Source organism: Bacillus sp. ISL-35 (assembly GCF_018613355.1).
Lineage (GTDB): Bacteria > Bacillota > Bacilli > Bacillales > Cytobacillaceae > Mesobacillus.
The window spans coordinates 434765-458868 of sequence record NZ_JAGGQK010000002.1 but is presented as its reverse complement, the minus strand read 5'-3'; the positions used below and the strand labels follow the sequence as shown (position 1 = coordinate 458868).

At 42.5% G+C, this 24104-nt stretch carries 27 protein-coding genes; 7 read left to right on the top strand and 20 right to left on the bottom strand.

Translation table 11 applies throughout. The features are described 5' to 3' along the window. Positions 1-70 precede the first annotated feature (70 nt). The gene (gene ytvI / locus J7E38_RS05465; protein ID WP_214703708.1) at positions 71-1129 is read left to right on the top strand and encodes a sporulation integral membrane protein YtvI; all 1059 of its coding nucleotides are present in this window, start codon (positions 71-73) and stop codon (positions 1127-1129) included. A 46-nt stretch (positions 1130-1175) separates the two neighbouring features. Here the strand turns inward: ytvI and J7E38_RS05460 are convergent, their stop codons facing one another. From J7E38_RS05460 to cyoE, 8 genes are all read right to left on the bottom strand, one after another. Further along, positions 1176-2354 (bottom strand): GNAT family N-acetyltransferase, encoded by a 1179-nt coding sequence (locus J7E38_RS05460; RefSeq protein ID WP_214703707.1) that lies wholly within the window; start codon positions 2352-2354, stop codon positions 1176-1178. Between the two features lie 97 nt (positions 2355-2451). After that, positions 2452-2916, bottom strand: coding sequence for a DUF420 domain-containing protein (locus tag J7E38_RS05455; protein WP_214703706.1), 465 nt, complete (start codon positions 2914-2916; stop codon positions 2452-2454). A 146-nt stretch (positions 2917-3062) separates the two neighbouring features. After that, positions 3063-3974 carry a cytochrome c oxidase assembly factor CtaG gene (gene ctaG / locus J7E38_RS05450; protein WP_214703705.1) on the bottom strand — a complete coding sequence of 304 codons (912 nt, stop codon included), beginning with the start codon at positions 3972-3974 and terminating at the stop codon, positions 3063-3065. A 159-nt stretch (positions 3975-4133) separates the two neighbouring features. Beyond that, complete coding sequence (gene ctaF / locus J7E38_RS05445) at positions 4134-4469, bottom strand: cytochrome c oxidase subunit IVB (protein WP_214703703.1); 336 nt, start codon at positions 4467-4469, stop codon at positions 4134-4136. A gap of 4 nt (positions 4470-4473) precedes the next feature. After that, entirely contained in the window at positions 4474-5103 is a 630-nt protein-coding gene (locus tag J7E38_RS05440; RefSeq protein WP_214703699.1) for a cytochrome (ubi)quinol oxidase subunit III, read from the bottom strand. After that, a complete protein-coding gene (ctaD, locus tag J7E38_RS05435) occupies positions 5103-6974 on the bottom strand; it encodes a cytochrome c oxidase subunit I (protein WP_214703698.1) in 1872 nt (623 codons plus the stop codon). Before ctaD ends, J7E38_RS05440 begins: the two co-directional genes overlap by 1 nt. Positions 6975-7005: 31 nt before the next feature. Next, entirely contained in the window at positions 7006-8079 is a 1074-nt protein-coding gene (gene coxB / locus J7E38_RS05430; protein WP_214703697.1) for a cytochrome c oxidase subunit II, read from the bottom strand. A 100-nt stretch (positions 8080-8179) separates the two neighbouring features. Beyond that, positions 8180-9106, bottom strand: coding sequence for a heme o synthase (gene cyoE / locus J7E38_RS05425; RefSeq protein ID WP_214703696.1), 927 nt, complete (start codon positions 9104-9106; stop codon positions 8180-8182). A gap of 615 nt (positions 9107-9721) precedes the next feature. Between cyoE and J7E38_RS05420 the strand changes: the two genes are divergently transcribed. Further along, positions 9722-10678 (top strand): COX15/CtaA family protein, encoded by a 957-nt coding sequence (locus J7E38_RS05420; protein ID WP_214703694.1) that lies wholly within the window; start codon positions 9722-9724, stop codon positions 10676-10678. Between the two features lie 38 nt (positions 10679-10716). On the opposite strand, the gene J7E38_RS05415 is transcribed toward J7E38_RS05420, so the two are convergent. Both J7E38_RS05415 and J7E38_RS05410 read right to left on the bottom strand, forming a co-directional pair. After that, the gene (locus J7E38_RS05415; RefSeq protein WP_214703692.1) at positions 10717-11925 is read right to left on the bottom strand and encodes an FtsW/RodA/SpoVE family cell cycle protein; all 1209 of its coding nucleotides are present in this window, start codon (positions 11923-11925) and stop codon (positions 10717-10719) included. Between the two features lie 181 nt (positions 11926-12106). Further along, positions 12107-12388: an Fpa/YlaN family protein gene (locus tag J7E38_RS05410; protein ID WP_214703690.1), complete on the bottom strand. Its 282-nt coding sequence runs from the start codon at positions 12386-12388 to the stop codon at positions 12107-12109. Positions 12389-12577: 189 nt separating this feature from the next. Between J7E38_RS05410 and J7E38_RS05405 the strand changes: the two genes are divergently transcribed. Then, positions 12578-13078, top strand: coding sequence for a molybdopterin-binding protein (locus J7E38_RS05405; protein WP_214703688.1), 501 nt, complete (start codon positions 12578-12580; stop codon positions 13076-13078). An 88-nt stretch (positions 13079-13166) separates the two neighbouring features. On the opposite strand, the gene J7E38_RS05400 is transcribed toward J7E38_RS05405, so the two are convergent. Then, complete coding sequence (locus tag J7E38_RS05400; RefSeq protein ID WP_214703686.1) at positions 13167-14507, bottom strand: PhoH family protein; 1341 nt, start codon at positions 14505-14507, stop codon at positions 13167-13169. Positions 14508-14699: 192 nt separating this feature from the next. On the opposite strand from J7E38_RS05400, the gene J7E38_RS05395 reads away from it, so the two are divergent. Beyond that, positions 14700-15287 carry a YhcN/YlaJ family sporulation lipoprotein gene (locus J7E38_RS05395; protein ID WP_214703684.1) on the top strand — a complete coding sequence of 196 codons (588 nt, stop codon included), beginning with the start codon at positions 14700-14702 and terminating at the stop codon, positions 15285-15287. 28 nt (positions 15288-15315) lie between these two features. Here J7E38_RS05395 and J7E38_RS05390 read toward each other — a convergent pair whose 3' ends face one another. Further along, complete coding sequence (locus tag J7E38_RS05390) at positions 15316-15771, bottom strand: pyridoxamine 5'-phosphate oxidase family protein (RefSeq protein WP_214703683.1); 456 nt, start codon at positions 15769-15771, stop codon at positions 15316-15318. Between the two features lie 156 nt (positions 15772-15927). On the opposite strand from J7E38_RS05390, the gene J7E38_RS05385 reads away from it, so the two are divergent. Next, positions 15928-16128, top strand: coding sequence for a YlaI family protein (locus tag J7E38_RS05385; protein WP_214703682.1), 201 nt, complete (start codon positions 15928-15930; stop codon positions 16126-16128). A gap of 697 nt (positions 16129-16825) precedes the next feature. Here the strand turns inward: J7E38_RS05385 and J7E38_RS05380 are convergent. The 3 genes from J7E38_RS05380 to typA are packed head-to-tail and all read right to left on the bottom strand — an operon-like array spanning position 16826 to position 19300. After that, positions 16826-17119, bottom strand: coding sequence for a hypothetical protein (locus tag J7E38_RS05380; RefSeq protein ID WP_214703681.1), 294 nt, complete (start codon positions 17117-17119; stop codon positions 16826-16828). A gap of 11 nt (positions 17120-17130) precedes the next feature. Next, complete coding sequence (locus J7E38_RS05375; RefSeq protein ID WP_144474742.1) at positions 17131-17445, bottom strand: YlaH-like family protein; 315 nt, start codon at positions 17443-17445, stop codon at positions 17131-17133. A gap of 19 nt (positions 17446-17464) precedes the next feature. Further along, positions 17465-19300, bottom strand: a complete 1836-nt coding sequence (typA, locus tag J7E38_RS05370) for a translational GTPase TypA (RefSeq protein ID WP_214703680.1) — start codon at positions 19298-19300, stop codon at positions 17465-17467. Between the two features lie 153 nt (positions 19301-19453). On the opposite strand from typA, the gene J7E38_RS05365 reads away from it, so the two are divergent. Next, complete coding sequence (locus tag J7E38_RS05365; protein WP_214703677.1) at positions 19454-19639, top strand: YlaF family protein; 186 nt, start codon at positions 19454-19456, stop codon at positions 19637-19639. A 36-nt stretch (positions 19640-19675) separates the two neighbouring features. Here J7E38_RS05365 and J7E38_RS05360 read toward each other — a convergent pair whose 3' ends face one another. From J7E38_RS05360 to J7E38_RS05350, 3 genes are all read right to left on the bottom strand, one after another. Next, positions 19676-20134 (bottom strand): N-acetyltransferase, encoded by a 459-nt coding sequence (locus J7E38_RS05360; RefSeq protein WP_353049936.1) that lies wholly within the window; start codon positions 20132-20134, stop codon positions 19676-19678. Further along, complete coding sequence (locus tag J7E38_RS05355; protein WP_214703674.1) at positions 20131-20934, bottom strand: inositol monophosphatase family protein; 804 nt, start codon at positions 20932-20934, stop codon at positions 20131-20133. The genes J7E38_RS05360 and J7E38_RS05355 overlap by 4 nt, the downstream gene beginning before the upstream one ends. 255 nt (positions 20935-21189) lie before the next feature. Next, positions 21190-21384: a hypothetical protein gene (locus J7E38_RS05350; RefSeq protein WP_214703673.1), complete on the bottom strand. Its 195-nt coding sequence runs from the start codon at positions 21382-21384 to the stop codon at positions 21190-21192. 167 nt (positions 21385-21551) lie between these two features. Here J7E38_RS05350 and J7E38_RS05345 point away from each other — a divergent pair, with 167 nt between their 5' ends. Beyond that, positions 21552-22172, top strand: coding sequence for a YktB family protein (locus J7E38_RS05345; RefSeq protein ID WP_214703671.1), 621 nt, complete (start codon positions 21552-21554; stop codon positions 22170-22172). 416 nt (positions 22173-22588) lie between these two features. On the opposite strand, the gene J7E38_RS05340 is transcribed toward J7E38_RS05345, so the two are convergent. Together J7E38_RS05340 and J7E38_RS05335 are read right to left on the bottom strand one after the other, a co-directional pair. Beyond that, the gene (locus tag J7E38_RS05340; protein WP_214703669.1) at positions 22589-22879 is read right to left on the bottom strand and encodes a UPF0223 family protein; all 291 of its coding nucleotides are present in this window, start codon (positions 22877-22879) and stop codon (positions 22589-22591) included. A 110-nt stretch (positions 22880-22989) separates the two neighbouring features. Further along, positions 22990-23949 (bottom strand): NAD(P)H-dependent flavin oxidoreductase, encoded by a 960-nt coding sequence (locus J7E38_RS05335; protein ID WP_214703667.1) that lies wholly within the window; start codon positions 23947-23949, stop codon positions 22990-22992. Positions 23950-24104 lie beyond the last annotated feature (155 nt).

Genomic DNA, 24104 nt, shown 5'->3' with positions numbered 1-24104 from the left:
TTGCTGATTTGACCAAAACTGAATGTTTGTAGAGGTATATACTCAACAAGAGTATAGAAAGGAGCTCCAATTGTCCGGTATTTTCACGAAACGAACGATTATTATTGCATTAATCACCATCTTGGTGGCAGCGATTCTTTATATTATCCTTCCGGTGTCGATTCCGTTGATCGCTGCATTGATCACTGCCCTATTTCTCGAGCCGGCAGTCGTATACTTCCAGAAAAGGCTGAAGAGCGGAAGGCGGCTGGCTGTTCTCGTCATTTTCCTTCTGTTTGTACTGCTTATCGTGGTTGCGGGTTATTTCCTCACGACGACCGCAGTGACAGAGGCAATTGACCTTATTGACAATACTCCTGTCTATATCAATGAAATCACCAATGCCTGGTATAAGGCCGAGAACAGATTTGTAGAAGCTGCGAATGACCTTCCCAGGGAGGTAGTCACTGAAATCAGCAACCGGGCAGAGGACTTTTTGAATAAACTCAAAAATGACATGATTGCTTTCATCAATATAGATAATTTAAAGGCATTGTTGACCTATATTCCGAATTTCCTGATCAGTTTCCTTGTCTATTTGATTGCCTTATTCCTTTTCTTGCTGGAACTTCCATCTTTAAGGAAAAGCGTAGATGGTCACTTAACAGAAAGAACGGCGGATAAGGTTCATTTCATGACGTCCCGCCTTTCATATGTTGTGTTTGGATTCCTTAAAGCTCAATTTTTAGTCAGTGTGATTATTTTCATTGTTTCACTGATTGGTTTGCTTTTCATCACACCCAAATACGCGATTGTCATGTCAGCGATCATCTGGGTCATTGATTTTATCCCGCTCATTGGTTCAATCGTCATCCTTGCGCCCTGGTCTATTTTCCATCTTGCAACCGGAAATATTGCGCTGGGCACCCAGCTTGCCGTTCTGGCGGTCATCTTGCTGATCATCAGGCGTACAGTCGAGCCAAAGGTAATGGGCAGCCAAATCGGACTTTCTCCGCTGTCTACACTAATTGCCATGTATCTTGGCCTGAAGCTTTTTGGATTCATGGGCTTTATCATCGGACCGCTTCTGCTGATTGCTTTCAATTCAGCGAAAGAAGCTGGAATCATTAAATTGAAATTCAAAATTTAACACGAAAAACCCGGGAAGTGCTATCCCGGGTTTTCTTATTTCTGTATTAAAAGAAATCATAAAAGAATGGCTTGAATGGCGGAGTGATTTTCTCAAGCTGTTCGACTGCTTCCAAATCCCCTTTTATAAGCTCCAGCTCAAATAGTTCTTTAGGGCGCTTATAGCCAAACAATACCGCTGTTAAAGAATTGATGCTCATATGAAGACCGCGTTTTGGTTCTCTAACGCAGGAACCTCCTTCTTTCACTGGGTAAAATTTGATGCCTTCGCGGCTTATCAAATAGGCACCTGTATTCCAGGGAGCGGCGCTGTCATCAAGGTGGATGAACAACTTTCTGTCAGAGTCGCTGTTCAGGAACGGATAGCTGGACAGAGCTTTCGTCGCATTGACGATCCTTCCCATGAAATAGGGAGAAATCTCAGTCTTAAGCTTAGGCTCTTTTAAATAATAAGGGAATGGGTCATGGACGGATAACATCAATTCCACTTGGTCCACCATCGAATCATGCTGGCATATGAAGTTCCATAATCCTTTTCTCGCCTCATTGGTTAATGAAACGTATTCCTCTACCTTCATGATATTATCCTTAACCTCGTATAAGAGGTAACCTGCTGCCTCATTTTCCGAATCGTAATAGACAGCCGCGAATTGGGAACCGTATACACTCGAGTTCCACCAATCAGAATCCCTTGCCAGCATTCCGCTGTGCATGCCAGCATATTGACGGTACACCATTTCGATATCACTAGTGTGACCTTTCTCGGTATGTCGCTTAATTTTTCCAGGCTGAATTTCCACTGGTCTTAAATTGATTTTTTCCACTGTCACTTTCCTGTTATCAGAAATGATTTCCCAGCCGAACCGTCTGTAAAAATCAATTTGGAACGGATGAAGGAAAGAAACTATACTTCCATCTTGATTCATATCTGCCAGCGCTTTTTTTATCAAGGCATTCACATAGCCTTTGCGCCGGTACTCAGGATATGTGGCCACACCGGCGATTCCGCCCATTTTCCATTCTGTTTCTCCCAGCAATACCTTCAGCGAAAGAATATGTAGTTTCGACGCCAGCTCATTTCCTTCAAAAATCCCTAGCAAACGATGTTTATTCAGCGTTTCCAGCCTTTTAGGAATATCACTTTCCGGCACATTATATTGAAAAGCATACTCTGATAATTTCATTGATTGCAGATAATGTTCTTTAGTTAACACTTTTATTTCCATGCAACTTGATCCCCCTTTATACAACTTTATAAGTTCGCCTTCAGGAAAAGAAATACCTGCAAAAGAAAAAACATTGCTATACGCAATGTTTTTCGTGTTATGTCCCAAGAATTGCTTTGATGACTGAAGTAGTGTCTCCACCCTTATAAAAAACATAAAGAAGCAGATAAACAGCGACACCTGTGATTCCGGTGAAAAACCAGGTAATACTTGTTACTGGTCCAAGTTTCCGATGGCGCTCAAGCTTGTTCTTGTATCCTGTGTAAAGAGAGATGATTCCAAGCACTGCACCGATTGTTGCAAGTGTAATATGGAAAATCAAAAACAATGTGTAATAGATTTTGATATCATCAGGTCCCCCAAAAGATGTGTTGCCAATGAAGATTGTCCTTGTAGCGTAAATCACAAAAAAGATGATCGCAAATATGCCGGCTAGAGTCATCGTCTTGCGGTGTTGATCAATCTTCCTTTGTTTTATTTGGGCCCAGCCAATTGCCACTGTAATGGCACTGAGGACAATAAAGGTCGTGCTGATCGTAGGCAGAATCGGTAAATTCGACATTTCTTTTCCCTCTCAATCATTATTTCTCCATAAGGTTAATTGTAGGTGACATGTCCCTATTTTTCAATCTTTGATTAGCTGATTCACATTAAAAAACATAAAAAAATAAAAGCTCCCTTTTAAAAAGGAAGCTTTTACAATTCATTTCATTTTAATGGCTGTGGAGCGCTGGCAAGATTGATGGCATCCTGTTCAGCCTGGCGTTCCTCTTCATTCCGGAACCACTGGAAAAATGCATATCCCAGGAAAATTCCATACACGATTTCCTGAATGACCTTCATAATTACTCCGCCGAGCTGCTGGTCATGCAAAAGTGAAATAGAACTGAAAGTTTCAGGACCGCTAAGATTCAAGCTGGAAAGTGTGGAAGGCGGTACACATAATTTCAATGCTTCTCCCCAGGCGTTCGGATCTGCAAAGGTTGCGTACATTGGTGTATCCGCAAAAATGATCAAAGCGCAGGCTGGGGTAATCAATACACCGTCAGCAAAGATATATCCCATCTTTTTTACGCCTGATAATGTTTGATACTCTTCCAATTTATTGACTAGCGGCCACCACATGAACATGGCCAGTACAAAAAGCACTGATGTATAGCCTGCATGCAGCCACATATCCGTTTTGACAAAATCAAAAATCAGCGGAATATGATAAATGGAGAATATTCCATTGAACATGATCAAGGCAATCAGCGGCTTCGTGAAAAAGCGAAACAACGGATCGACTGCCGGCAGGGAAAGGAATGATCGCCATAGCCAGTCAGGCAGTCCGAAAATCAATAGAGGCGGAACGACAAGATAAAGAACGGCCATTTGGATCATGTGCATATAAAAAGTAATATGGGCCATCAAATCGACAGGTGATCCTTTAATGATATACAGTACGATGATGGCTGATGTAAAATATACAGCCTGTTGTCGTGTTGCCCGAGTTCCTTCTTTAAAACGACCATAGTATTTGTACACAATTAGATAATAAGCAACTAATAGAGCTGCCAGCACTAGAAAAAATACCGGGCTCCATAGGGCTCTGAACCCAAATATATCTAGAGTAAGCATCTTTTTTCACCCCGTCCTGTTATAGAACTTTACTTTCATTATACTTCCATTGGTATGCAACATCAACGAAACGGCACTTCCATTAAGTGCTAATTTAGCGCCTATCATAGAAAAAATCGGCTGTGACAGCCGATTTTTCTCTTTAAGTCATATTTATGCTTACCACCAGATGATTGTAGTGAATGTAAGGATGGTAATTGCGCCTACAAGCACTCCAGAATATAGGAATAATGAAGGTGCTTCATGTCCTTTGTGACTCATGTGCATGAAATAGTAGAGCTGGAAAATAACTTGAACTACTGCAAGCAAAAGGATGAACGGAACTGTGAACCAGCCAGAAAATCCTTCATATCCAACTGCAACAAAGGCAACAATTGTCAAGAAAATCATCAATGCAAAGGAAACGATTTGGTATCTCATCTCTTCGGCGCTTTTCTTGCGGCGATATTCGACGTCAACTCTTGGGTTCCCTGAACTTGGTTGTTGATTAGCCATCAGTTTATCCCACCATTCCCATTAGATATACAACCGTGAAGATGAATACCCATACAACGTCGATGAAGTGCCAGTAAAGGCTGGCAACATAAAACTTAGGAGCGTTATACAGATTCAACCCACGCTTGGAGTTACGGACCATCAGTGTCGTGATCCAAAGCAAACCAAATGCAACGTGGCCACCATGGAAGCCTACCAGCGTGTAAAAGGCAGAACCAAATGCACTGCTTGTAAACGTATGGTGGAACTTATGAACATAGTGATTGAACTCATAAATTTCAAGGCCAAGGAATGCTGCTCCCAGCAGGACAGTCAATCCAAGCCAAAGCTGCATCTTTTTAAAGTTGAAGTTCTTCATGTGATACATTGCATATACACTTGTCAAAGAACTTGTTAAAAGCAGCATTGTCGCTGCAAAAGCAAGCGGTATTTCAAAAATATCTTTTGCCAGTGCATGGTCAGCACTTGGAACCTTATCTTTCAATGCTAGGTATGTCGCAAATAAAGTTGCAAACAAAACTGTTTCTCCGCCAAGGAAGAACCAGAAGCCCAAAAATTTGTTTTTTGCTTCGAGGGTTGCTTTTTCAGGCTCGGCAGGCCATGTTTCATATGTTAATTTTTCTTCAGCTTGCATTATGCCTTTACCCCCTTATCATTATCATCATCCATAAGATCTTCTTTATGAATATGGAAGCCATGATCATCTTTAATAGAGCGGACGAACATTGCTCCTAATGTTACTGCCATTCCTAGAATTAGTACCAGCAAGCCCCAGCTTGTCTCTGCACGGTACATTGCACCAAATGCTGCGATGAAGAGACCAAGTGCGATCACGAAAGGAATGAATGAGTTGTTCGGCATGTGGATATCGCCCAGTGGTTCTGCAGGCGTCATACCCTTTTTGCCTTCCATTTTTTCAAGCCAGTAAGCATCAAGTCCACGAACTAATGGAAGCTGCTTGAAGTTGTAGAATGGCGGTGGTGATGCAATTGCCCACTCAAGAGTACGGCCATCGCCCCACGGATCATTTCCAACTTTTTCGTTTTTAACAGTTGTCATAACAACGTTAATCAAAAGAACAATTACAGCAACTGCCATGAAAGCAGCACCGATGGAACTGATCAGGTTTCCTGTTTCAAGACCCTGTCCTGGTAGGAATGTGAAGATACGACGTGGCATACCCATCAATCCCAGGAAGTGCTGGATGAAGAATGTCAGGTGGAAACCAATCAGGAATAACCAGAATGTGATTTTACCCAAAGTTTCGTTTAGCATTGTGCCAAACATTTTTGGCCAATACAGGTGTGCACCTGCAAATAGTGCGAATACTACCCCACCTACGATTACATAGTGGAAGTGAGCGACAACGAAATAGCTGTCGTGGTACTGATAGTCAGCTGCAGCTGATGCTAGCATGACACCAGTTACACCACCGGCTACGAATGAAGGAATGAACGCTACAGCCCAAAGCATTGGCGTAGTGAACTTAATGCTTCCTCCCCACATCGTGAACAGCCAGTTAAAAATCTTGATACCAGTCGGTACGGCAATGGCCATAGTCGCTACAGCAAAAATTGCGTTTGCGATCGGTCCAAGGCCTGTTGTGAACATATGGTGAGCCCATACCATGAATCCTAGGAAACCGATCAATACAGTCGCGAATACCATGGATGAGTAACCGAAAAGACGTTTTCTAGAGAAGATTGCGAATATCTCAGAGAAAATACCGAAAGCCGGCAGAATCAAGATATAAACTTCCGGGTGACCAAAGATCCAGAAAAGGTGTTCCCAGATAATTGTGTTACCACCGTTTGCTACATCAAAGAAATTAGAACCGAACATGCGGTCAAAAATCAGTAAGAACAAACCTACAGTCAATGGAGGGAATGCGAACAAGATCAGGGCAGATGTCACGAATGTAGCCCAAGTGAACATCGGCATCCTCATATATGTCATACCAGGTGCACGCATATTAACAATCGTTACGAGGAAGTTGATCCCCCCGATTAGTGTACCCGCACCTGAAATCTGCAAACCAAGTGCATAGAAGTCGATACCATGTGTTTCAGACGCTATGGATAATGAAGCGTAAGAAGTCCAACCAGCATCCGGAGCTCCTCCAAGGAACCATGAAAGGTTCAGGAATACTCCACCAAAGAAGAATAACCAGAATCCTAAAGAGTTCAAGAATGGAAACGCAACGTCACGCGCACCAATCTGGAGTGGCATTACGGCATTCATGAATGCAAAGACAAGCGGCATCGCTGCAAGGAAGATCATCGTCGTTCCGTGCATCGTCAGGATTTCGTTATAGAATCCCGCGCTAACAAAATCGTTATTTGGCACAGCAAGCTGGATACGGATAAATAGCGCTTCAAGCCCTCCGAGGAGGAAGAAGAATCCGCCAGCGATTAGATAAAGGATGGCAATTTTTTTATGGTCAACCGTTGTCAGGAAGTCCCATAACGTTGCGCCGAATCCTTTTTTCTGAGTATAGGTACTCACAGTTTTACCTCCCTTTCAAACATATCCCCTTTTATTTCTGGACTTTCAAGCCCATCAGATACTCTGCCAATGCGTCTAGCTCATCTGGAGAGAGTTCAGGATACTTTCCAGTCATCTTATTTCCTGGCTTATAAGCCTCTGGGTCCTCAAGCCACTTCTTCACATTTTCTGAAGAATGATCAAGCACACCAGCAACACGGGAACGTTCACCGAAGTTAGTCAGGTTAGGACCAACGCGTGCTGCTTCTGGAGCCGTGTTTGCAGGAGTTACTGCATGGCAACCAATACAGCTGTTATTGAAGATTTCCTGTCCTTGCTGTGCAGTTGCTGTTTCAGCTTTAACAGGTTCTTTAACTGTTTTCATACTTGCTACCCATTGATCGAATTCAGCGCGAGGCATTGCCTTTACTTTGAAGTCCATCAATGCGTGTGAAGGGCCGCATAGCTCAGCACATTTTCCATAGAACAGGCCGCCAGCTTCATCAGCACCTTTACTGTCGAACTCAAGCCAGAACTTATTGACGTTGTCGGTATTCGTATCCATCTTTCCTCCGGCAGAAGGAATCCAGAATGAGTGCTTAACATCAGAAGCTTTCAGATTAAAGTAAACCTTTTCATCTGTCGGCACTACCAATTCCTGGCTAGTGATGATTTCTTCATTTGGATATTCGAATTCCCACCAATAAAGATTTGCACGGACATTAACTACTAGAGCATCTGTCTTTCCATCTGCATTTTTCTTATCCATTGGTGACACATCCGCTAACTTGAACGTTGCAGCCACTGTTGGAACAGCTAGAATTAGAAGCAATAAGATCGGAATAACAGTCCAAAGGATTTCCAGCTTGTGGCTTCCTTCAACCTGCTTCGGAATTTCGTTGTCGTTTTTCCTGCGGAACTTCATGACAACATAAATAAAAATGACTGTGACGATTGCAATTACTCCCACCATAATCGCCGTGCTCAACAACATGAGTTCATACTGGGATTGAGCAACCTCACCTGCAGGTCTTAACGCAGACAAGTATGGCTCTCCACAGCCTGACAAGACTAATGCCATCAATGCGAACAATGATAGCAGACGCCATTTAGCAAGCATCTTCATAGCTTAATTAAACCCCTCTTTCGTAAAAAATCTTATTAATTTGGTTTTAAAATATATGGAAAAATCCTCTCTCATCAAAGAGTGAATCTCCTAACGAAGGTTAGATAAGTGTGACAATTACCATAGCGACAAACATGACAGTTAAGTATTGTAAAGAATATACAAACATCAGTTTTGCCCATTTAATATCATCTTTAAGCTTTTCTAGATAGATTCCCAATACAATCCACCCAATATTCAGAACGGTTGCCAGAACCATAAATGAGATCCCAAGCTCCTGAAGGAAGAATGGGAGCGGCAATAAAGCTGTAATCCATAGGTAGATTGACTTCTTCGTCGCTTTGAATCCTTTTACGACAGGAAGCATCGGGATTCCAGCTGCACGGTATTCTTCTGCCCTTCTCATCGCAAGAGCATAAAAATGCGGCGGCTGCCATACAAAAACGATGGCAAAAAGCATCCAGGCCATGACATCAAGGTTTGCGTCAACCGCAGCCCAGCCAATTAATGGCGGTACTGCTCCTGAGATACTTCCGACAATCGTGTTGGAAACATATTGTCTTTTCGACCACAAAGTGTATAGAACAACATAACTAAAAACTCCAAACAGCCCGATTACAGCAGCTGTAATGGTAGTAGTAAGCAAAAATGCGGTACCAATACCGATCAACAGGAAACTCATCAACGCCACTTTACCTGGATGGACTTTACCAGTAACTGTTGGACGGTCTTTTGTCCGTTCCATCAAGTGGTCGATATCCCGGTCAATGTAATTATTCAGGCTGCATGAGCCGGCAACGATCAAGGATGAACCGATCAAAGTCGCAAGAATCAAATCAATATTATCCAGGAATCGCGCACCGCTAAAATGAAGCGCAAGCCATAAACCAGTAAAAGTTGTCATTGCATTGGAATTAACAATTCCTACTTTAATCAGTGCAAGAAAATCCTTCATCATTGTCTTCTCCGCAACTGCAGGCTGTCCGTTCTCCAATACAGCTTCTGTTAAAGCTTTTGAATTAGACATCCATATCCTCCTTCATCCCCTTTTCTTCCAAATTCAAGATGCGAATTTTTACAAAAAAAAGAAGAGTATTTTCAACTTCATATTCCAGATAGTTTTCACTATTCTCAACGTGTTAAGGCTGTTAAATGTTTGTGTAGAAAAATAAAGCCTACGTTGTATATTAAATCACACTTCACAACTTTTTTGTGAATTTTTTTTGAACAAAATTTGACTAATTTGTGTCTTACCGCCATTATCCATAAAGTTCTTTTTTATTGCAAGGAATTTTGACTAGAATCGAATGTTTATTAAAAGGATCGTCGGAGAGCTATTATTACATATTCTTGGATAATATTTTCATGAATGTAAAAAAGCTGGTATGTAGTCTGCCAATCTCCCAGGGATGGTACTGCCAAGAGAATTTTACCGATAAAAGGCTTCAATGTCCATCCCGGAGGTTAGTATTGAAAAAAAACCTTATTTTGTGTAGTATCATAAGTATTGTTTTCTATCCTTTTTCGCCAAACTTCGTTATTATAGGAATAGAATTTTTTATTTTCTACAAGTTTCTTTCATTATACATGTCAAGTTTATTATTTGACAACTTATCGAACTTTGAATGAGCAGGTGATGATTATGAATCGTTCCCTAAAGTGGCTTGCTGTATTAACCACGATTGGGATGCTATTTGTTTTACTCGGGGGAGCACTGGTTACTAAAACTGAATCCGGAATGGGCTGTGGAAGGTCCTGGCCGCTTTGCAACGGAGAATTCGTTCCAACTGAGATAACTCCCGAATTGGTTATTGAACTTGCCCACAGGTTAGTATCGGGCAGCGTAGGGTTCATGGTACTTATTTTGTCTATTTGGACATGGAAAGCTATTGGCCATATACGAGAAACGAAGTTCCTTGCTGTTTTATCATTTTTCTTTTTGGTTCTGCAGGCTTTGATTGGCGCTGCCGCTGTCGTTTGGGGACAATCAGATTTTGTTCTCGCGCTTCACTTTGGCATTTCACTTATTTCTTTTGCATCTGTCCTATTATTGACTTTGCTTATATTTGAAGTCGATAAAAAGTTTGAGGCTGAAAAATTAGTGATCGATAAAAGAATGAGGTTCCATATTATTGGACTGGCAGTATACAGCTATATTGTTGTCTATACGGGAGCACTGGTTAGACACATGAATGCAAGCCTCGTCTGCAAAGACTGGCCATTATGCACCAACGACGGTTCCTTCCTGCCAACGAACCTGTATGAATGGGTTCAGATGGGCCACAGGGCAGCAGCCGGATTCATTTTTATCTGGATTGCCTACGTAACCTATATCACCGTAAAACATTACAAACATGAGAGAGTATTATACTGGGGCTGGATCATTTCCATGGTGCTGGTTTCACTTCAGGTGACCGCAGGAGCACTGATTATTTATACCAGACTTAATTTGTATATCGCTTTGGCACATGCTTTCTTCATCTCAGTACTGTTTGGTGTATTCAGCTACTTCATCCTTCTTGTTTCCAGAAGCAAGAAAAATGCCGCTAGGGTAGAGAAACCTTCAGCCGTTGACCTTTCCCCGGCAACTGTAAAATAAGAAGCTGCAGCAATTGCTGCAGCTTCTTTTGTTTTATGTCATGACCTGAACTTGAATGTATTCTGGTTGACCATGGCTGGAGAAGGTTTCGGCTGGGAGATCTTGTCCTTTTTATATTTCTCTTCGTAATTAACGAACATTGAAACATTGACGAGAATTCCCGTGGCTATTGCCAGCTGGAGCAAAGAAGATCCCCCATAGCTGACAAATGGCAGCGGTACCCCTGTCAATGGAATGACCCCTGAGGCGCCGCCCAGGTTGACAAATGACTGTATCCCAATCATGCTCGAAATTCCTATAGCCAGCAAGCTTCCAAATGGATCTTTACACTTCAGGCCTATATGGATTCCTTTTAAAACAATGAACCCGAGGCTCAGCAACACAAATCCCACACCAAAAATCCCTAACTCTTCGGAGATCACGGCAATGATGAAGTCGGTGTGCGGCTCTGGAAGATATCCAAGCTTTTGCACACTTTCACCAAGACCGAGCCCTTTCAGGCCGCCTGAGCCAATTGCATAATAGGAATTGGCCAAATGATAACCTGTATTCTGTTCATCCGTGAATGGATTGCTGTAGGCGGTAAACCTTCCCATCCTGGTTTCAGAAAAAATCTCATCCTGAAGGAATACAACAAATGGGGCCAAAAAAGCCAGTCCGAATAAAATTAGCTTGGCGATATTTCTCAGGTTCATACCTGAAGAAATGATGATGGTTGCCGCGATTGCAAAAATGATCGCTGCAGTACCGAAGTCAGGCTGGATGGCAACCAGCATGCAAACCAGGATCAAATATACAAGCGGCGGTACTACACCTTTATTGAACTGGTTTATGTAGGCCTGTTTTTTGGCATATACCGCAGATAGATAAATAATAACGCTCAATTTGGCAAATTCAGATGGCTGAAGACTCCTTGCGCCAAGTTCAAACCAACTTAACGCATTGTTCGTCACTTTCCCGAATAAAAACAATGCAGCTAGTCCGCCGAGGATAAACGTCACCATCGGAAGCAATAATCTAGTGCTTTTCATCGCTTTATAGGGGAATAACGCCGCTAGGATGAACAAAACAGAAGCTACCAACAAATTAAACTTTTGTTTTTGAAAGAAAAAATCACTTGGATAGTCATACCTTTGAATGGCAGTGACCATGCTGGCACTGTAAACCATGACAAGTCCGAACAAGCATAAGAGCACTACAACAATGATCAATGAATAGTCATAGGATTTCAGTATTTTTTTAAACATTGTCTCTTCCCCATCTTCTAAGTTGTTTAATCTATTCTACTATAAGTTGAAATATCCTGCCTTTGTTTAGGAAAAGTTATAAAGAAATGTAATAAAGTCATATCGCTGTTATGTTCTAAACCGATGGGCGTTCTACAAAAAAACTCAAACATCCATTATAGGATTGTTTGAGTTTTTAGGGTTATTTTTTTAACGAAGCTTCATGCAAAATGGAAAGTTCCCTTTCCAATTGGTCAAGAATTACTTTCCCATCTGTTTCTTCGATTAAGCCGAGCCTCACTGCAAAGTCTATCTCTCTTGATAATCCAAACATTTGCGTATCTAAAACCTCTTCATAAAGAGGGCATTGAGGCATTGTCAGGTTATCCATTTGCACTTTGATCAGCCTTAAAATTTTATCAGCGTCAGCCTTTAACAAGGCATGGGCTTTTTCCTGATGGTTAATAATCATATCAGACGCCAACTTGATCCCCCCGTTTCCGAGCGATTACCCAATCCTATCTATAAATTTTACCCTTATGCGGACAAAAATGCAAGAATATTAGGGATGCAGAATTAATTGGTTATTGCAATTGGGATAGCTTAAATGACATCCATTCCAAATATCGCTATACTTATTAAATAACATACAGAACAATTGCAGGAGGAAATTATGGAAACCATTATCCCAATCAAAGGAAAAGTTAAATATAAAATCACCCTGGACTCTGGCGTTTGGATTTTTGATGACAGAAAAGTGGATTTGACTACATATTTCATTAATGAGAAGGAAAGCGAAGATCTTCTTGAAGAATATACAAAATCAGTGTCCAAGCATTGGGACCGCGAAATCATGGAAGGTGCTGTTTATCCGCCGACACTCAAGACAGAAGTGAAGTTCCAGAAAGAAAAAGTCCTTACGGGTACTTTCGGAATTCCATTCAAACCATTCCTTGATAACGCCGAACCTGAGCAAGAAGCTAAAAATGTCGTCATTGAATACGGCGAAAACAATCAAGCCGTAATTCCTCTTGAAGAGGCAGCAGACATCATACTCGGTTTTTCAAAGGACGGAAAGCCATTGAGGGAAGATGGCCCATTGCATATATACTACAAGGATGGCTCCAATAAGGATCATCCAATCAAAAATGTTACCGGATTTACTGTCGAATAATATGTAAGTTACACGAACGGGCATCCTGCAGGGTGCCCGTTATATTTGTTGTAATGCTGCCTCTAGCTGCAGGATTTTTCAAATGTCTTTACTTTAAAATGTCAGCAGCCAGCTGGGCAAGCGGCGATCTTTCTCCTTTGACGAGCTGTACATGCCCGGAAATCTGCTGATCCTTGAATTTCTCAACAACATAAGTCAAACCGTTATTATAAGCATCCAGATAAGGATGGTCGATTTGATCAGGGTCGCCCATCAGGACGATTTTGCTTCGTTCCCCTACCCTTGTAAGGATTGTTTTCACCTCATGTTTTGTCAAGTTCTGGGCTTCATCAATGATGATGAATTGATCCGGGATACTTCTACCCCTTATATATGTCAGTGCTTCGACCTCGATTGAACCCATTCCCGCCAGAATTGCATCGAGCTCACCCGGTTTTTTCGTGTTGAATAAAAACTCCAGGTTATCATAAATTGGCTGCATCCACGGCCTGAGCTTTTCCTGTTTTTCACCAGGCAAAAATCCAAGGTCCTTTCCGACGGGCACAATTGGTCTTGCCACAAGCAGCTTCTTAAAAATGTTCAAATCTTCCGTCTGGAGTAAACCTGTTGCTAAAGCGAGCAATGTTTTGCCTGTCCCCGCACGGCCGATCAGTGTGATTAAAGGCATGTCTTGCCGTAAAAGCAATTCCATTGCCATGATTTGCTGAACATTTCTCGGCCTGATTCCCCAGATATGTTTCCCCTCATTTTCGAATACCAGTTTTTTTACTTTTTTCTTCTTTGTATCGACGATTGCAATGGCCGATGCGGAACTTCCAAGAAGGTCCTTCATGATCACAAATTGATTAGGGTAAAAAAAGTTCTGACCTTTTAATTCAGAGAAATCAAGTTCTCCTTTTTCATAAAAACGGTTAAGCACCTCTATTTCCAGATATATTTCTGCATAGCCGGAATAAAGATGATTCATTTCCACAACCCTATCACTTAAGAAATCCTCAGCAATCAGTCCTATCGCATCTGCTTTTACCCGGACTAACGCGTCTTTGCTGACCAGGATGACCGGACGGCCATCTTCTTTAGTTTCTTCTTCAAGACTGAGGTTTTTGGCCACTGCCAGGATCCGGTTGTCATTTGTTTTTTCAACGAAGATTTCCTGAAGCTGATGGAACGAGCGATGGTTTAACTCGATCCTGAGCGTTCCCCCGCCTTCCAAATTGATTTTCTCATGCAGCTTCCCTGTTTCCCTCATTCCGTCTATAAGCCTTGAAACCTGGCGTGCATTGCGCCCAATTTCATCCATATATCTTTTCTTTGAATCCACTTCCTCCAGAACTACAGCAGGTATGACAACTTCATTGTCTTGAAAGGAAAAGATTGCGTGCGGATCCTGTAATAAGACGTTTGTATCCAGTACGTATATTTTACTCAAATTGATGCCTCCCGCCTTCTTGATCTCGGCTCTGGCCAACTTGGCAGCCTTGGCCGGGACTTTGGTAAAATATATGACTTTCTGAATAAAGATAGAAGATATTTTGCACAATAACCTTTGAGCATTTCTTTTTTTATATAACGATGCAGAATGTTTGATGGTTTTTATAGAATAAATATCCGGAGGGATTTAATGATGATAAGATTGGTTGCTGCTATCTCGTTTATTTTTCTGTTGACTGCATGTACTGGACAAAACAGCGCAAATGAGAATGACAAAAACCAGAAGGTCAAGGTGCAGAATAGTGCGATCGAAGGGGTCGACCGCCAATCCGGACAAAAAATTTCCCGTCACCTGGTAAGTTTGACAACACATATTCCGGATGTGGATGATGCCGCCGCGGTAGTGATTGGCCGTTATGCTATTGTCGGAATCGACGTTAACGATAATATGGAGCGTTCAGAAGTAGATACAGTTAAATATACAGTGGCCGAGGCTTTAAAAAAAGATCCGCATGGTGCCAGTGCGGTAGTCATAGCAGACCCGGATATCACTGCAAGATTAAAGGAGATCGGAAAGGATATTCAAAATGGACACCCTATCGTGGGAATCCTTAATGAGCTGGCGGATATTACAGGAAGGGTCATGCCAGAAATTCCGGCAGACATGATTGAACCGCAAACGGAGAGCCCGACGGAGGACCCGAAGAAGAATCTAAATCAAGGAGAGAAAAAACAGCTGGAAAAAGATCAGGAGAAACAGTCGAACTATCATAAATAGGGTGCAAAAAAAAAGCTTAGTCAATTGACTAAGCTTTTCTCATGGCTTCCATTACTTGCTTATCGAGACGTGCAGCAGCATCCTTATCATATGTCTTGTCATATTGAGGTTCTGCCACGATTTTTGACCCATAGAACATGACGTCCCGTACTTCGCTGATGCTGATCTCAACAAGCGCCAGCTTCAACGGTACCCCTTCAAGCTTTTCCTGCTTGACACTTGCCGTTCCGCTGATTGAGTATGTAGATTCATTAGCAATCAGGTTGATGACTGCCTTGTCATTGCTTTTAATGTTCTCGATGATTCGAGAGCGGTTATCCACTGCGAAATAAATGGTCTCTTCGTCCTTAGCAAGCACCCATGATATTGCGCTGACATTTGGGCCACCGGACTCATGATCTACTGTCGCCAAGGTGACAAAACGCTCTTTTTGAAGTTCATCAACCAATGGTTTAATTAGCTTTGGTTCTACTTGATTTGCCATATTCACCCTCCTTAAACTATCATAATAGTACTACGAACCGTTATTTTGGGGCAAATCAAACGATTCCCCTTTTTCCGGCTTTAAACAATGATATACTATAATATAATCCAAACTCAAATAGGCTATGTAAGCTAATTATTGATAAGAGGTGCAAGTATGAGAGTCAAATGTGTATTATGCGACAAAATCGAAAATATCAACAGCGATACCCTTCAGGCGAAAAGGCTTCGAAACCGCCCGATCCATACATATATGTGTGAAAACTGCAATGAGCGTATTGCCGAAAAAACTAACAACCGGATTGCGACCGGAAATTTCAAATTGTATCGCAGCCGTGTTGAGAAAGATGACTGGTGATTAGTGATAGGTCTTTTATTGGGGCCCTCCTGGATTAAGTTTTGGGGGATATCCGGGGCTGATTCAGACAGGTTTTATAGCTTGTGACTCAAACCTGTCTGAATTCGGAGGTTATTTTGACAGGTTTTAGGCCTCGTGTCTCGAACCTGTCTGAATCCGGAGCTTTTTTTGACAGCTTTTCCGACCTGAGCCTCGAACCTGTCAAGAACAAGAGGTTTTTTTGACAGCTTTTCCTCTTCCTGCCTCGAACCTGTCTTAATCCAGAGCTTTTTTTGACAACTTTTCCGCTTCATGTCTCGAACCTGTCTGAATCAACAGCTTTTTTTGACAGCTTTTGGGCTTCTTGTCCTAAACCTGTCTGAATCAACAGCTTTTTTTGACAGCTTTTGGGCTTCATGTCCTAAACCTGTCTGAATTCCGGGCTTTTTTTGACAGCTATTTGGCCTCACGCCTCAAACCTGTCTAAATTCAAAGCCTTTTTTTGACAGCTTTTCCCTCTCGCGCCTCAAACCTGTCCGAATCCAGGGCTTTTTTTGACAGCTTTTCCGTCTCGTTCATCAAACCTGTCCGAATCCAGGGCTTTTTTTGACAACTTTAACTGCTTCCGCCTCAAACCTGTCAAAATCCATCTCCTGCACAGAAAACAAATCCCCCTACATCAACAACAAAAAATCCGCCCATCGCTGGGCGGATTTTTTTAGTCTTCTTCTGGATAGTTCGCGTATTTGTCAGGTTCCTGCCTGATTTGGTCAAGCATGACTTCGATCAGGTCTCGCGGGAATCGGTATTCTTTTGAGTTACCTTCCTGCACGACTGTGACATAATACATCAGTGCGTCCCGTTTTAGTTCTTTTGATTCAACTTTATGTTCTTCGGCAAGAATTTGCTCGAACAATTGAGTTGTATCTGCTGCTGCTGTATCTTCTGGCCGGGCATCGCTGACAATTTTAATGGTCAGCCAATTATAGATAGCATCCTGGAGTGATTTCATTTCCCCAACTCCTATTTGACATTTGCTTCTGCTTTTTTATGCTGGCGCAACCTGAGCTTGTATATGATCAGGATAAGCGCAGCGACCACAAGTCCCTCCGCGATGGGAAGGAAAATAGCAAGGAAGGTCAGGACTGTAGAGCCCAGCAATAAAAATACGTAGATGATGATACTTTTCAGCACTGGCAGCTTCTGTGCAAATCCAAGTTTGTAGACCAGGATGCTCAAAGCGGCAATGGTGAGATACAGCATCCACATACCAACCGTCGGATTCTCATCTACTCTGAATAATGCTGCAAAAAATGATAATCTCTGGCTTACATCCATGTTTCTTCCCCCTACTTAATTAAGCTTCAGCAAATTTCTTCTTTTTAGCCTGTCTTTCACGCTCGTTCTTATCAAGAATCTTTTTGCGGAGTCTGATTGATTCTGGTGTTACTTCGCAATACTCGTCATCGTTCAAGTATTCTAATGATTCTTCAAGAGTCATGATTCTTGGCTTCTTGATGACAGAAGTCTGGTCTTTATTTGCAGAACGAATATTCGTTGCTGCCTTTACTTTCGTGATATTAACAGTTATATCATTTTCACGAGTGTGCTCTCCGACGATCATGCCTTCATAAATTTCAGTGCCTGGCTCAACGAAAATCGTTCCGCGGTCTTCTACCTGCATGATTCCATAAGTAGATGCCTTTCCGGATTCCATTGAAACGAGAACACCCTGGCGGCGTCCGCCTACCTGGCCTTGAAGCATCGGCTGGTAGCTGTCGAATGTATGGTTAATGATACCATATCCGCGTGTCAAAGTTAAAAATTCTGTTGTGTAACCGATTAGTCCACGTGCCGGTACGTTGAAGATCAAACGAACCTGGCCGCTTCCATTGTTGATCATATCGAGCATTTCGCCTTTACGGGCACCGATTGATTCCATAATGGATCCAGTATGTTCTTCAGGAACATCAATTTGAACGCGTTCTACCGGTTCACTTCTTACTCCATCAATTACCCGTACAATAACTTCAGGCTTTGATACTTGAAGTTCATAACCTTCACGGCGCATGTTTTCGATCAGGATAGAAAGGTGCAATTCTCCACGGCCTGAAACGATCCATTCATCAGGTGAGTCCGTATTGTCTACTCTAAGACTAACGTCCGTTTGCAGCTGAGCGCGAAGTCTTTCTTCGATTTTCCTCGCAGTAAGGTATTTACCCTCACGGCCAGCGAATGGACTGTTATTGACTAGGAATGTCATCTGAAGTGTTGGCTCATCAATACGTAAAACTGGTAGTGGATCCTGGTTGTCGAATGGACATACAGTTTCCCCAACATTGATGTCTTCCATTCCGGAAACCGCAATTAGATCACCAGCATGTGCTTCCTGAATTTCCTGGCGCTTCAGGCCGAAGAAACCAAAAATCTTTGTAACACGGAATTGCTTTACAGAGCCGTCAAGCTTCATAAGCGCTACTTGCTGGCCAACCTTCATCGTTCCGCGGAAGACACGGCCGATACCGATTCTGCCAACATAGTCATTATAGTCAAGAAGGGCAACCTGGAATTGAAGAGGCTCTTCACGGTTATCAACAGGTGCAGGGATGTGGTCAATAATTGACTCATATAATGACTGCATGTTTTCATCCTGTTTTTCAGGGTCCATACTTGCTGTTCCGTTGATTGCAGAAGCATAAACAACTGGGAATTCAAGCTGGTCCTCATCTGCACCTAGTTCGATGAACAAGTCAATGACTTCATCAACAACCTCAGCAGGACGAGCAAAGTCACGGTCAATCTTATTCACTACCACGATTGGTGTTAAATGTTGTTCAAGTGCTTTCTTCAAAACAAAACGTGTTTGCGGCATACAGCCTTCATACGCATCAACAACAAGCAATACGCCGTCAACCATTTTCATGATACGCTCAACCTCGCCGCCAAAGTCAGCGTGACCAGGAGTATCAAGAATGTTAATTCGTGTATCTTTATAGGAAATTGCTGTATTTTTCGCGAGGATCGTGATTCCCCGTTCTCTTTCCAAATCATTTGAATCCATTGCGCGCTCTTCGACATGCTCATTTGTACGGAAAGTACCTGATTGCTTCAGAAGCTGGTCGACCAATGTCGTTTTACCATGGTCAACGTGGGCAATGATCGCTATATTTCTAATATCTTCTCTTAATTTCAAAAAAGTCACCCTGCCTTTAATATCATAATTTATCTTTTGGCTTTTTACACAACTTACATATTATAACACAAAATGAGTAGAAACCTATACGCATTTTAATGTACAATTAAATATATTATTATTTGCAACAAATGTCGAATGGGAGGAATCAACTTGAAGCAGATAAAATGGCCATTATTATTTTTCGCATTTGCAGCCGCTTCATGCATGATTGGTATCGGTATCGCCATAGGTGAACGAAGTGCTGCCGGCGCTATTGCATGTATCATAGCACTTGTGTTTGTTATGGGATTCGGTTTTAAGAAAAAAAAGCAGATGAGAGAAGCTGGAGAGCTTTAAAATTTGAAAAATAAAACCGGCTGAAATGCCAGCCGGTCATCCAAGAGGGCGGACCATAATCAAAAAGGTCTCGCCCTCATTTTCTTCTGTTTTGAATTGTTCAAAACCGCAGTCCGTCAAAAAATTGGACCATTCATATTCATCAATGAGAACAGCTGCAAAAAGAGCCCTATGCCCATTTGCCTTCAATTCAAGTGAGAGTCCTTCCAGAATCGACGAAGCAATTCCTTTTCGCCGTACATCTGCTTTTACCAGGATCGTACCCAGCCATGGCTTCTGATTGGAAGGAGCATACTCCAGATGATAGGTAATGGAAACGGGTACGCCCCCTTTTTCCCAGACCCTCCACTCACCTGACAAATCCTCATATTGCTTTAGGTAGCCAGCCAAATCCTGACCTTGCAACTCATTTTTCAACCATTTCCGGCTGGACTCTGCAATTTCCAGGAAAAAACCTGAATCTGCACTTAAAAATGGACGCCAGGCTAGGTTCACCATTTTCCATCCTTAAGGTAGTTTCGTAAAATATCACCATGCAGCCCAGGTTTCGAAACAAACAAAGAATTCTGCTTAAGCATATCAAATTCTTCTCCCCTGAGATCCGTAGCCTCTCCGCCAAGTTCCTTGATCATGATGATTCCTGCAGCAATATCCCAAGGAGCAAGCCGCGGGGTCATATAAGCATCGATCCTGCCAGTAGCGACATAGACCATTTCCATTGCTGCTGAACCATAAGACCGGGTTCCTCTTACATCTTTTACGAGAGGAATCAGCAATTGATGGTCGATCCGCTTATTTGGAGCCACCCAGGTAGCATTGAGGGCAATGATCGATTCACTGACCTTCGCTTCGGTAAGCTTAGGAATCGACTTTTCATTTAAATAAACGCCGTTTCCCTTTATGCAATGATAAAGTTCATCATGAACGACATCATAGATGATCCCGATCATTCCTTCACCATCGACATAAATTCCAATGGAAATCGCGAAGTTCCGCTGCTGATGGACAAAATTCATCGTTCCATCGATTGGGTCTATAATCCAGACTACTCCTGATAGTCCGGTTACCTCATCCCCGTAGCCTTCTTCTCCCATGATTTTATGGTCAGGGTATGTCTCTTTGATTTTTTTTATGAAATATTGCTCTGTTGCTTGGTCTATATCCGTAACCAGATCATTTGGATTGGATTTCGAGGTCACATTCAATGTCTTCGGAAACGAAGCCCTGATATTCTCACCGGCCTCTTTCACCCATTTTTTCGCATATGTATCCATTTCTTTCAGGTTATAGTTCATTCAGTTTTCCCCCGTTCCAATATTTTTTACTATTTGAGGAATCTACTTTAGCTTATCGGATTTCCTTCATTCCCATCAAGTATTAGGATTTCCCTTGTCAAGTGAATAACATGCAAGACTCGGCACGTTGTTCGTTCAGAAACATAAGAAACGAACTCCATCTGCTTTACAGGAGTTCGTCAAGGGTCTTGATTGCCGCAGTATTCGGTTTGTTTAAGCATTGGCCAACTACTTCTTTCACTTTACGTTTCCTGCTTATAAAGCCTTTAAACGTAATAGTTCTTGCCGGATTCTTTCAAGTTTCTGTTTGCATTCTTTCATTTTCGGTTTATCCGAGTCAGTCATAGCATCAAAAAGTGTGGCTAATTCATAATCCATTTCCAATCGCAGTACAGCTGTTCTCTGCAGCTCGCCATTTCTTTTTCTCGTTGAATTTATGAGTTGTTTCATTTATTTACACTCCTCTATTAATTTCTAGTTTTTTATTCATTGTATGAAGTTCCAACTGCCTGTGGTACAAATATGTGCGTTTACCCAGGTCTCCGAAAAGGCCTGCCGCTTCTATTTTCCATAAGCTTTTGCTACAATATTTGACAAAGTACTAGGAGGTTTTTATATTGTCATTTCAAGGATTCGAAAAAGCAGATTTCGATGTTTTTAAAATTGACGGTCTCGATGAACGAATGGAGGCCTTAAAATCCCAGATCCGCCCTAAGCTGGAACAACTGGGCCAGCACTTCGCCCCGACGCTTTCAAATATTGCCGGTGAAGAAATACATTATCATGTCGCTAAACATGCCAGGAGGACGAAGAACCCGCCTAAGGATACATGGGTCGCTTTTGCCAGCAATCCAAGAGGATATAAAATGCAGCCGCATTTCCAGATTGGCCTCTGGGAAACTCATGTTTTCATCTGGTTCGCCGTGATCTACGAAGCACCTGAAAAGGAAGCTATCGGGAAAAAACTTGAACAGGATCTCGATTCAATTTTTGCCCGTACTCCAAAAAACTTCTTTTGGTCAGGCGATCATATGAAGCCGGAAGCCACCATGCATGGCGACCTTTCCAAAGAAGATCTTCTGTCAATGTTCAAGCGTCTCCAAACTGTTAAAAAAGCCGAAATCCTTTGCGGATTGAACATTCCTCGCGAGGAAGCCGTCAAGTTAAGCGGTGAAGAAATGCTTTCGAAAATAGAGTTTGTATTTAAAGAAACATTACCCCTATATAAAAACGCTTAAACCATGAAATGCGTAGGCGACTTCCCAATTCCGACAAGCGCTGGAGGGCCTGACAGTGAAGTCGTTCTTTGACTTCATTGGCAGGACCGAAACTGAAAAGTATAGCCGACTGTCCAGAAACGCAGAAACTGGAGACTCCGACAAAGAAGCGCTTTTTGCTTCTGCCGGCGGAGTTGAAGTTTCGGAGTTTCTAGGAGGCGACACTGGACAATTCGAAAAGCGGAGGCGACTGCCCAACTCCGACAAGCGTTGGAGGGCCTGACAGTGAAGTCGTTCTTTGACTTCATTGGCAGGACCGAAACGTCTCGAGGAGTTAGGAGCCGCAGCTAGCCAAGCGTCTCGAGGAATTAGGAGCCGGAGCTGGACAATAAGAAAGAGCCCAATTTTGCCTGGGCTCTTTCTTTGGTTTCAACAGATTATCTTTTAGTCTTTTTCGGTAGGACTTTGATCTTTTCGCCGCTCCCTGTTTGTTTGATTTCTTTTACTGCCTGGTATGAGACATACCCGCTTACTTCTTCAAATTCGTTGAAGAGTGTCTTTTCCTCAGCTTTTCCCGGAACGATTTCTTTAAAACGTCTGTATGCTTGAAGCAGTGTATCGCGATCGATTCCTTTTTCATAAGCTTTTTCAATACATTCGTAAAAATGGATGACATCGACAATTTCATCTGTCGACCATGTGTAGTCTATTGGATATTGGTATTCCATCTGTGCTCACCTGCTTTTTTGCTGTGCCCAGGAACAAACTTTCCCTGTCACCCTTATTTTGTTAATCGATTGTACCGTTATTTATCTGGGTGCGCAAGCATGGCGGATCTTTATCTTCCCCACGATGTTCTGATTGCTTCTGCTTCATTAATGATCCTTTCGAAAAGCTCAGCGACTGTAGGTGAGTCTTTGATCAATCCCATCACCTGTCCGGCCCAGCCAAAACCCTTCTCCTGGTCTCCTTCATAAATAAATTTGCGGTTTGCATTCCCGCTGATCAGGTCCTTCAAGGCATCATAACCTCCGCCTTGCTTCTCTATTTCAAGGATCTTTTCTGTCAAAGGATTGGCAATCGCCCTTGCAGGCATGCCCAGTGTTCTTTTTATCACGGTCGTATCATTCTCTGTTCCTTCAATCAATTTTTGCTTATACAGTTCGTTTGCATGGACACATTCTTTCGTGGCAATAAAGCGTGTTCCCATTTCAATTCCTTGCGCGCCCAGGCTCAATGCTGCCATCAAACCTCTTCCATCTCCAATTCCTCCTGAGGCGATAACCGGGATGCTGACGGCATCAACTACAGATGGAATCAGCACCATCGTGCCAATATCGCTCTTGCCAAGATGACCGCCGCCTTCCTGACCAACTACCATGACAGCATCCGCACCGAGCTCCTCGGCTTTCTGAGCCTGCCTTTTCGCAGCTACCAGAACAAGCTTTTTACTCTCGGTCCCTTTTAGTTGTTCAAAAATTGGTGCCGGGTTGCCCCCTGTCATCGAAATAACCGGCACGCCTTCTTCTATGGCAACATCCAGGTAATGCGAAAAGGCCCTTCCATGCTGTCCGATGGCAAAATTGACACCAAATGGCTTATCAGTCAATTTCCTTACTTTTTGTATCTCAGTTCTCAGTGCATCAGGGTCAGGAAGTGACATTGCCGTGATCTGACCTAAACCTCCTGCATTCGAAACCGCGGCAGCAAGCTCAGAATATGCAAGATAAGCGAGTCCTCCCTGGATAATAGGGTATTGTATTCCTAATAGGTTCGTTACATCTGTTTTCCAGTTCATAGTCCCTCTCCTTCACATGCTTGTATCTTTAATACTTCTATTATAGAAGCAAGATTTCCTGTTTTCATGAAGCAGGATTGCCGGTTTTCTGGTTATTTTGAAATTCTTTGCAAACACCATGATTAGTGCTATAATGCATGTGTTTTATTTTTTTA